Annotated in this window: 6 protein-coding genes; all 6 read right to left on the bottom strand. The window is 51.9% G+C overall.

The features are described 5' to 3' along the window. Positions 1-532, bottom strand: a 532-nt coding sequence (locus ABWO75_RS12485) for a carboxypeptidase-like regulatory domain-containing protein (protein ID WP_353186019.1), incomplete at its 3' end; no start/stop codon positions are given. Positions 533-867: 335 nt separating this feature from the next. After that, positions 868-2,223, bottom strand: coding sequence for an AGE family epimerase/isomerase (locus ABWO75_RS12490; RefSeq protein WP_353186021.1), 1,356 nt, complete (start codon positions 2,221-2,223; stop codon positions 868-870). A gap of 6 nt (positions 2,224-2,229) precedes the next feature. Beyond that, the gene (locus tag ABWO75_RS12495; protein ID WP_353186023.1) at positions 2,230-3,471 is read right to left on the bottom strand and encodes an AGE family epimerase/isomerase; all 1,242 of its coding nucleotides are present in this window, start codon (positions 3,469-3,471) and stop codon (positions 2,230-2,232) included. Between the two features lie 9 nt (positions 3,472-3,480). Next, positions 3,481-4,707: a M28 family metallopeptidase gene (locus ABWO75_RS12500; RefSeq protein WP_353186025.1), complete on the bottom strand. Its 1,227-nt coding sequence runs from the start codon at positions 4,705-4,707 to the stop codon at positions 3,481-3,483. 36 nt (positions 4,708-4,743) lie between these two features. Further along, complete coding sequence (locus ABWO75_RS12505) at positions 4,744-6,366, bottom strand: SusD/RagB family nutrient-binding outer membrane lipoprotein (RefSeq protein WP_353186027.1); 1,623 nt, start codon at positions 6,364-6,366, stop codon at positions 4,744-4,746. 42 nt (positions 6,367-6,408) lie between these two features. Next, on the bottom strand, positions 6,409-9,551 hold a 3,143-nt coding region (locus tag ABWO75_RS12510; RefSeq protein WP_353186029.1), incomplete at its 5' end, for a SusC/RagA family TonB-linked outer membrane protein.

Raw genomic sequence — 9,551 nt, forward strand, 5'->3', positions numbered from 1 at the left:
CCTGCAATGAATTCATGATATTCGGTTCGCGGGCTTTCGTCAATTGTTCCGTATCAACACTTTGCGTGCTATAGGTAAGCGACCTGGCCTGCCGCTCGATACCCAGTGCCGTTACCACCACCTCTTCAAGCGCGGTCGACGTGGCTTCCAGCGTTACATTGATCGTTTGCTGCCCGTTAACGGGTACCTTCCGCGAAACAAACCCAACATAGGAGAACACCAGCGTCCCATCATTTGGCGCGCTGATCGAATAATTGCCCGCTGCATCGGTGGTGGCACCTGTACTTGTGCCTTCTAGCGACACACTTACACCGGTAAGCGCGCTTCCATCGGTACCGGTAACCCGTCCCCTGACAGTGCCGTTACCCTGTGCAGATACGGTTACGTATAACCCGGCAGTCATCATAACCGACAGGAACAGGGATAGGCCTGCCTTGCGGAATACACCGGAGTACAACCCCAGCCTGGTAAAAAACACGGACTCCCGATGCTTCTTACAGCAGTACATCAAGGGAATAGTAAAAAAATTCATAATCTTCGGTCGTTTTAAGTTAATTAATAAAAAACAGCTTTTAGTGAGGCCTACCCCTGCAACCGCAGTCCGGGCTGGCAACCGGTTTCCCTGATTAGGCCGGGCATCTGATTTTCTTTCTTTTCATCAAGTGTATATTTATTGGTTAAATCCTATTACTTACGCGGACAGCGAGATGACCGCAAATCAAGTTGCCTGGCTTTTCTAATGTTAAGACCAGCCAACTTGAAAAAATCCCATCAGCCTCTCATTTTTTACATAAAGTAAATGCAGGACGCCGTGGGACTTCCGAAGAAAGATTAAAGCAACTTAATGAAATCAGCCGAGTGATGCTGTCAGCCGAAAATACCCGATATTTTACCGCCCCTTTCAACCATCCGGTTTAATGCCAGCAGATTAAGCATGAGGTGACGGGGGTGATGATAATGCTCGGCCCTAACCTGTTGAAACTCGGTTAGTTTTCTATTACCTGCCGAAATCCAGAAGGCATATTCCGGTTTCGTAAATTTATCCTGGACATATTGATAGGTATCGTCGAAACACTGCTGTGCCCAGGTATCGCCGGTATGCTCCAGCAGGAAGAGTGTGCCGATCAGTACTTCTTCCTGCAGCCATAGCACCTTATCCACTTTCCAGGTGTATTGGTCTACATGGTCAAGTGAGCGGAAAAATCCGCCATAAATACGATCAGCGGCAACCTTTACGTGCCGGCAAAATGCCGCAGCTGCGGTACGGAATAACGCCCGGTCTTTTTTCCGTCCGGCTTCGAACATTACCATCCACAGCGTTTCAATGGCGTGCCCCAGGTAGGAGAAGTTAGCAAACGCATTGTCGGGCCTGCTGAAGTCGTGATTCAGCAACTCATTCATCAACCCGTATTCGGGGTTTAAGTGGTGATTCATAATGGCGTCGACACAGCGGCTCGCCAGCCGTTCAATTTCGGGGTCTTGGCGTCGCTCCAGGATCTGGGTAGCGGCACGCAAAAACACCATCCAGTGTCCGAGTACGCGCGGCCCGGGAACACGTGGTGCATCTGCCGACAAATAGTTAACATGATACGCATAATCGGGTTGGTCATACCGCCGCAGGCAGTCCAAGACAATCTCCTTTGCCTGTTGATAATAGGCTTCGTCGCCCGAGGCACGCGCAAATTCAGCCAGTCCCTCGGCGATGAACAGGTGGCCGTAGATATTGCCCTCGCCCGACGCTTCCGTACCGGTACGGTTATAGGACGCCGGCCAAAAATCGCCGTCAGCGGGCGTATCCCGGATAATGTGTTTAACGATAAAGTCCTTTGATCCCGTTGCTGCCTTCAGGATAGCGGGATCCTGACCGAAGTTGTTATATAAAAAGGAATACGTCCAAAGTCCGCGCCCTTCATACCAAGCCGATTTGGCATCTGATTTCCGTTCCCTGGTGACGATATCCACATTACACATGAATCCGCCGTATTCATGATCAATGACAAGTGCATCCATATTGGGGATAAACTGATCAAACAGCGCCGCGTGATACCGGTCACGGAGCTGCTTCAGCGTCATGGCGCCAAGGGTATCGATAACCGGGCCGGTTGCGGTTGTGGCACCCGCGGCTTTCAGAAAACCACCCGGGAGACCGAAAGCAAGCATACCCAACCCCAACAGGGATTGCTGTTTAATGAAACTGCGTCTTGAATATTCGATATTGTTCATATGCTGTTATATTTGGTTTATATCCGTGGTATTGGCCAGAAAATCCGACACCCGGCCTTTTCTTTTCATGAGTCGTCTTAATGACAATAAGCCGAGCATCAAGTGCCTCGAATGATGATAAAATTCGACACGCTGCCGGTTTTCTACCGCCAATGTCCGGTCGCCCGATGACACCCAGAACGCATAACCGGATTTTGCAAAGCTATGCTGCACATAACTGAATGTCTCTTCAATACATTCCTTTGCCCAGGTGTCGTCCAAGTGTTCGACAAGGAACAGCGAACCGATTAATATTTCCTCATGCAGTCCAAGGATCTTGTCTGTCCGCCAGCGTTGGTCTTCAATGCCACTGAGGTATCCTAAATATCCACCGTAAACCTCATCTTTGGCAACCGTCACATGATGTTTAAATAATCGGGCAGCACGCAGAAAAAGCGTGGCATCCTGTCGCCGCTCAGCTTCATACATCATCATCCACAGCAGCTGGATGCCAATTCCAAAATTGCAGCTGTCCAGTCCTGAATCGGTAGTCGCCAACCGGTCAGGCACCCACACATCGTTGAGCAACCCCGATTCCGGATGTAAATGACGGTGCAGCACATAGTCTATACATTGGTCTATAATACGCACCATCCCCGCATCAGCCTCGTGGGTCAGTGCCTGGCTGGCAGCCCATAGTATCACCATCCAATGGTTAAGGAACTGCCCACCTGCAACATCCTTAAACGGTGCATACCGGTAGTCCGCTTCCAGGCACACTTGCAGGCTTTTCCGTATCAGGTCCTTTCCCATCGCCCGATACATTGGCGCCGACATTGCCCAGCCATATTCCAGCAATCCTTCCGCAATATACAGATTACCAAAAATATCCCCCTCACCGGAAATCACGCTCCCGTCACGCGCAAACAACGCGGGGAAAAAACCGTTATCTTCCGGTACGTGCGGCATGATGAAATCTTTCGATCCGGTGGCAATCGTCAGGTAACGGTCGTCCGCATCCAGCCGGTTATATAAGAAAGCATACGCCCATATGCCCCTTCCCTCATACCAGGCCCGTTTATTGGTCGATAGCCTTTTTTTTGCAGCGATATCAAATTCACACATAAATCCGCCATATTGGCGATCCACCACAAACTTGTCCAGGTTCGGGATAAGGCGGTCCATTAATTCCGCTTGATACCGTTCTGCCAGTTTTTCCGGCCTGAATTGCCCGGTTGATCCGAAGGAAACCTGTCGTTGTCCGTTCATAGCATGCATTTATAACCGGTCAACCCGTTGGATAAACTCATCGAATACGCGGAAAGCCTGCTCGGTACAATCCAGGGGCACATGCTGCGGAAGGTCGTCTGCACGATGATAACGCGGCAGTGTCTGTGCGTCGTAACCCCGGCTATTGATGTGTGCGGCTCGCGCTTCCGATGGGCGGAACGGTGCTGAGTCCATTGAAAACCCGTCATTGCTTTCAAAACGGGGATAGGACTTCAGACCCAAATCGCCATGAACGGAACGGATGATCCTTTTTATTTCGTCGTTTAACGAATTCACCCATAAATTGGGCCCCCAGGCCAGCGAATCAAAATTGATTACGTAACGGATATTTTTCATCGTATCAGCAGCCGACCGCACTTTCGCGTAATGCTTAGCACCCAATAGGCCATATTCCTCGCCGTCAGTTGCCGCAAATGTAAGGGTATGCTTATGGTTTCCCCTTTTAGCGGCTTCGTGAGCCAGCATGATCATGACGATCACGGAAGCCGTATTATCAATGGCACCCGGTGTCGTATACATGGTATCGGCATGGGCAAGAAAGAGGATCTCATCCGGCTGCTTTCCGGGTAACCGACCAATCACATTAATTCCTTTTCCATCGGAGGAAAGACGAACACGGGCATGTAAACGGACCGGGCTGCCGGACTTTGCTGCCCCTTCAAGCAGCGGAACATCCCGGTACCCGATACCGAAAAGCGGTGGCAGGGTCGGGTCCATACTCCGGTCCACCGGAATTGACCGGCCGTATTTATTGACAGTTATGTTGGCCAGCAATTCTTTATTTTCCGGATGGACAACGCTAAAACCGCTATCCTGCCAGCTGAGTATACCGGAGAGTCCATTTTCAGGTGTTCCGCGGCCACCAAACGCCAGGTTTGTCTCGATCACCTGTTGCCCGACCTCCATGCTCGCCCGGCCAATTAATTCCCACCTGTCAAACGCGTAGTCATCATAGTCGACCACAGGCAATGATTTTTTAAATTCCGCGTGAATGATGGCTGCACCGGCAGCGTAATGTTCGCTACCGGTAGCGCGGGGGCCAATCGCTGTACATAACCGGTCCAGCAACGCCCGGGTATATGCACTTCGCTCCGCCGGGTTACGCGGTATGTCCGCTACCGGTGCCTCGTTTATCCACCCGCCCGCGCCAATCGCTATCGGCGCAAGCAGGGCCCCGGCAGACCGCGTGATAAATTCCTTCCTTGAGTACTTCATCTGTTTTTATAATCGTCTGCGATAACATTCCCTGAATTAATCTGCAGGTGTGGGGAACAGCTCGATGGGTTTCGCATCCCACCACAACCGTGTGTCCATCCGGTCCGGTCCGCCGAGTAATTCAAGCGCTGTCTTAAACCCTTCGGCGTTGGACGTAGTTTCAATCGGTGGGTATTCCCGTCTTCTAGCCAGTTCGAACTTGGTCAGATTCGGATTGGAAGAAGCAATCAGTGCATAACCAACCGGATACCCCGTCCTTCTCCGTTCCGACCAGGCTTCCCATCCGTCGGGAAACAGGGCCAGCCATTTTTGGGTAATGATCTGTTCGAGCTGGGTTTCAAAGCCTGCACCTGCCTGATAGGCGACAGGAATGTTGGTAACCGCCGGGCTGTTCCAGGGGTCGTCAATCGGCACGGGTAAACCGGTACCCTGGATGTATGTTTCAATTTCTGCCGGCGAAGCCGTTGTCGTGGACGAAAGCGCCATCCGGATCCCCTCTTCGTATAAGTCCTTTGCGGGACCGCCCATATTCCACCCCCGCAATGCCCCTTCGGCGCGTAAGAAATATACCTCAGCTGCCGAAATAACCCCCATCGGCGCATTAACCCCAGCCTCGCCCCACAACCCGGTGTACAGCGGGCGCCATCGGTTTCCAATAGCGGAATAACTCAGGGTCATCCCGTTGCGGTCCCGCTGTTCCACAGGTAGCCCGTTCCGTAGGCCGCGGTACCCGCCGCCATCCCAGCGCGGCGACATGTATACTGCGGTCCGGGGGTCATCAAAACCAATGAGCAAACTGTAAATGGTGGCACTCATCCGCCACTCCTCGTGGTAGGTTATCTTCGATAATCCATTCAGCGAATTGATCGTCGTGGCAATTTCGCCGCTTTCGGCATTAGCCGTGATGACGCCGTCATTGATGGCTTTTTCCGCTTCGGTCCTGGCCAGTTCGGGGTCAACGTATACAACGCGCATGGCCAGCCGGAGCCGTAGCGAACCGGCGAACTTCAGCCATAGGCCAACGTCGCCGTTATACATCTGATCGTTAACGCCGAATGCGCTCGCAGTACCGACATGGTCTTTGAGAACGGCCACGGCTTCATCCAGCGTACTGAAGAAATCGTGATATATCGCTTCCTGAGAATCGTAATTCACTACGGTTTCCGCATTGCCGAACTGGGAATAAATAATCGGGCCGAAATGATCGGTCATCCGATGGTAAGCCACCACCCGCTGTACTTTTGCAATCGCGTTTTCAACAGGCATATTGGCATCCACGGTAAATTTTTCCACAAAAGCCAGCTGTGTAGCAACCATGGCGTAAAAATTAGACCATAGCCGGTCTTTATGTGCGCCGGCATCCACGTACTGGTCGGATTCGAATGCCGGGTGAATATTGGAATGATATTGTGCATAGCGATCCGAATACAGTGCGGAATTCCAGATGTAGGTACTCATTCCGCTGACTGAATTGTACTGGGCCTGTGCAAACGCCTGCCCCAGCAAATTTGCATCGATCTTATCCACCACAATCTGGTCCTGGGGAGTATTCAGTTCATCAAATTCTGAAGTACAGGACAGCATACTGATTAACGTAAATGCGGCAAGGGCCATATAAAAATGTCCGAAGCGCTGCTGACTATTTCGTTGACGTCTCATGATTCATGATTTTACGTAAGGATTCATAATTACCCGGTATACTTAAAAATCGATTTTCAGGTTCAGGCCGTAGGACCGGGTGGTCGGCGGACTGAACGACGATTGTCCCTCAGCTATCACGCCGGTGCCTGCTGTAATATCCGGGTCGATGGTCTTTGATGCACGATACAAAAACAGGAGATTCCTACCTACAATGGCCAATCGTGCACCGGCAATCGGCAATTTTTCGATTAGCGACGCGGGTAAAGCAAAGCCAAGGGTGACTTCCCGTAAGCGGGTATTGGTCATGCTCTCTACGAATGCCTCGCCAACGGGATTGACCACACCACCGGTAGCCCGCCAGAATGTCTGTGCGTTTACCGGGATATCGTTGGGGCTTCCGTCCTGTTTCACCGCGCTGTACTCCGCAAACAAGTTTTCGCCAAACACAAGTCCGCCTTCCCGGCCGGCCAGTGTTTCTTCAGTAAGGCCCTCAAATTTTAGCATAGCATCGGTAACCGACAATATCGTACCCCCCTGCCGGTGGTCGATCAGGAAACTGAGACTGAAGTTTTTGTAGGTCAGTGTATTGTTTATGGCCCCCATCCAATCGGGGATCGCATTAGCCACAGCCCGGTTCCGGGAACCTGAATTCAGCGGCAGCCCGTTATCGCCCACAACAATATTTCCCTGGTCATCCCGCAGCCAGCCGACTGAAAAAATCTGACCGAATGGTTGCCCCTGGATCACAACAAAATCACGGAAACTCTGGTCAGACCCGACAATTAACTTGGGCCGTTGGTCATTAAGCGCCTTTACCAGGTTGCGGTTCCGTGAAAAAGTCAAATTGGTTTCCCATACCAGGTTCGCATTTCTGACGGGTGCGCCATTCAGACTAACTTCAATACCTTTATTTTCCACGTTGCCCCCATTAGTAAAATATTCCGAAGCACCCGACCCGGGCGGCAGGGCGACCGTAAATAATTGGTTCAGCGTGTTGGTCTTATACCCGGTAATGCTGAAGCCCAGCCGGTCATTGAATAGCCCGACATCCAGGCCAACTTCGTACGCATTGGTTTCTTCGGGCCGCAGGTCACTATTGGGCAATGTGCTGCTCAGCTGCAAAAATCCGTTGGCGCCACCGGCACTGAAGGCCGCCGTTCGGCTCAGCCGATAGGCGGGGCCACTGCTGCCCACCTTGGCCCAGGATCCCCTCAGCTTGGCAAGCGTAATCCATTCGGGGGCGGCAATCAGGTCCGACAGAATTGCACTTAATCCCACCGAAGGATAAAAATAAGAGCGATTGGACGCCGGTAGCGTAGAACTCCAGTCGTTTCTTCCAGTTACATCGAGGAATAATACATTCCGCCACCCGAGGTGAGCAAAGGCATACAAGGAATGAATGTCCATATTGGGGCCCGGCGAATTACTGGTCAGTCCATCCAGCGTGTTTGACAACGTCCAGAAATCGGGCACAATCATCGCCACCCCAGTATTTGAGCTCAATGACGAGTTACGTTCCTGCCGGATGTTGCCACCCACATTAACGTCGAACTGCCAGTCCTGATTAAACGTCTTGTTATATGTCAGGAGAAAATCGCTGTTAAACAACGACGTATTCCTTTTCGATACCGTATACCTGCCATTTAACGCCCGGGCATAAAAATCCCGCGATAAGCGTTCCTCACTGCCATTGAACACGTTATCAAAAGAAGCCCGCACCATTAATCGGATTTCATCCGTAAACTGATAGGACAATGATGCCATCCCGATCGTCCGTTCACGTGGACTGATGTTACTGGCACGATGGATCAAAAAATAAGGGTTCAGCCCCAGCGTGGAGCCCGGCGTCCAGTAATTTTGCAGGATAATGCCGTTGGCATTCGTATAAGAATAGTTCCTGGCATCTTCGGTCCGGATATTCCGGGGCATCATGTATATCTGTTTCGTCGGATTAAAGTTGTTGATGTCTTCGATCAGCGGATCATGGGTCGTCTGTTTCATGTAGTCGATCTTCGCATCCACAGACAGCCTGTCGGTCAGCTGGCTATTCAGCCGCACAGCCAGGTTATTCCTGCCCAGCTTATTCCCCGGGATAATACCCGCGGCATCCGTACGCGTATAGGTCAACATGCCCTGCATTTTCTCACCCCCCATGGTGGCCACCAAATTGGTCGCTGTATTGTATCCCCGCTGGAAGGCATCGCGGATATTATCTGGCTGCGGCGTTAAACTGTACTGTGCTCCCGCATCTTCCGGCCGGATAGACCACGAAGCGACCTGCTGGCCCTCCATCCTCGGCCCCCACGACGATTCGGCATTGGCCTGGTAAACCCCGCCGATGCCCTGGCCGTATGCGTTCTGGAAAGGGATGTTATGGATGGGCTCCAGTAATTGGGTCGTTTGGTTGAGACTGACGCTTACCGTACCTGCCCGGCCTCGTTTTGTTTCGATAATAATTACCCCATTCTGCGCTGCGGAACCATATAATGCTGCGGCATTCGGCCCCTGTAATATATTAAGCGATGCAATGTTATCGGGACTGATGTCTGAGGGGTCGCCGACAATGGGAACCCCGTCAATCACATAGAGCGGCTGGCTGTCGCCGGAAATGGAGCGGTTACCCCGCAGAACCACCCGGTTCGATGCTCCGACACCGGCTCCGGACGTGGATAAGGTAAGCCCCGGCACCTTACCCTGGAGCGAAGTAACCACGTTCAGCTCGCGTGCCTCGGTCAGTTGCTCTGTGTCGATACTCTGCGTACTGTATGTAAGTGAACGCTTTTCGCGTTCGATACCCAGCGCGGTTACTACTACCTCTTCCAGGGCCGTTGATTCATCCTTCAGCACCACTTCAATGGTCTGCCGGCCGTTTACAGGGATCTCCTGTGCAACAAAACCAACATAGGTAAATACAAGAACACCGTTTTCCGGTGCGTTAATAGAAAAATTACCCGAAGCATCGGTAGTAGTACCTGAACCCGTTCCCTTCAGGGAAACACTGACACCCGTTATCCCGTTGCCGTTGACATCGGTTACCCGACCCCTTACCGTAGCCTGGGTTTGACCGACGGCTATACCGGCCGGACTTCGGCTCACGGGCATTGCATCCGCACCCAAGGCGGAAACTAACAGTAACAATGAGTAGAGACCGGCGCGACCAATAAATTTAGGAATGGACAGACACGGCCTGGTCAGGAAACCGG

Origin of the sequence: Parapedobacter lycopersici (assembly GCF_040395035.1) — a bacterium.
Classification (GTDB): Bacteria; Bacteroidota; Bacteroidia; order Sphingobacteriales; family Sphingobacteriaceae; genus Parapedobacter; species Parapedobacter lycopersici_A.

Bases quoted from the DNA above. Each gene is read 5' to 3' on its own strand.
- ABWO75_RS12490 (WP_353186021.1), bottom strand. From the start codon at position 2,223: ATGAACAATATCGAATATTCAAGACGCAGTTTCATTAAACAGCAATCC.
- ABWO75_RS12495 (WP_353186023.1), bottom strand. From the start codon at position 3,471: ATGAACGGACAACGACAGGTTTCCTTCGGATCAACCGGGCAATTCAGG.
- ABWO75_RS12500 (WP_353186025.1), bottom strand. From the start codon at position 4,707: ATGAAGTACTCAAGGAAGGAATTTATCACGCGGTCTGCCGGGGCCCTG.
- ABWO75_RS12505 (WP_353186027.1), bottom strand. From the start codon at position 6,366: ATGAGACGTCAACGAAATAGTCAGCAGCGCTTCGGACATTTTTATATG.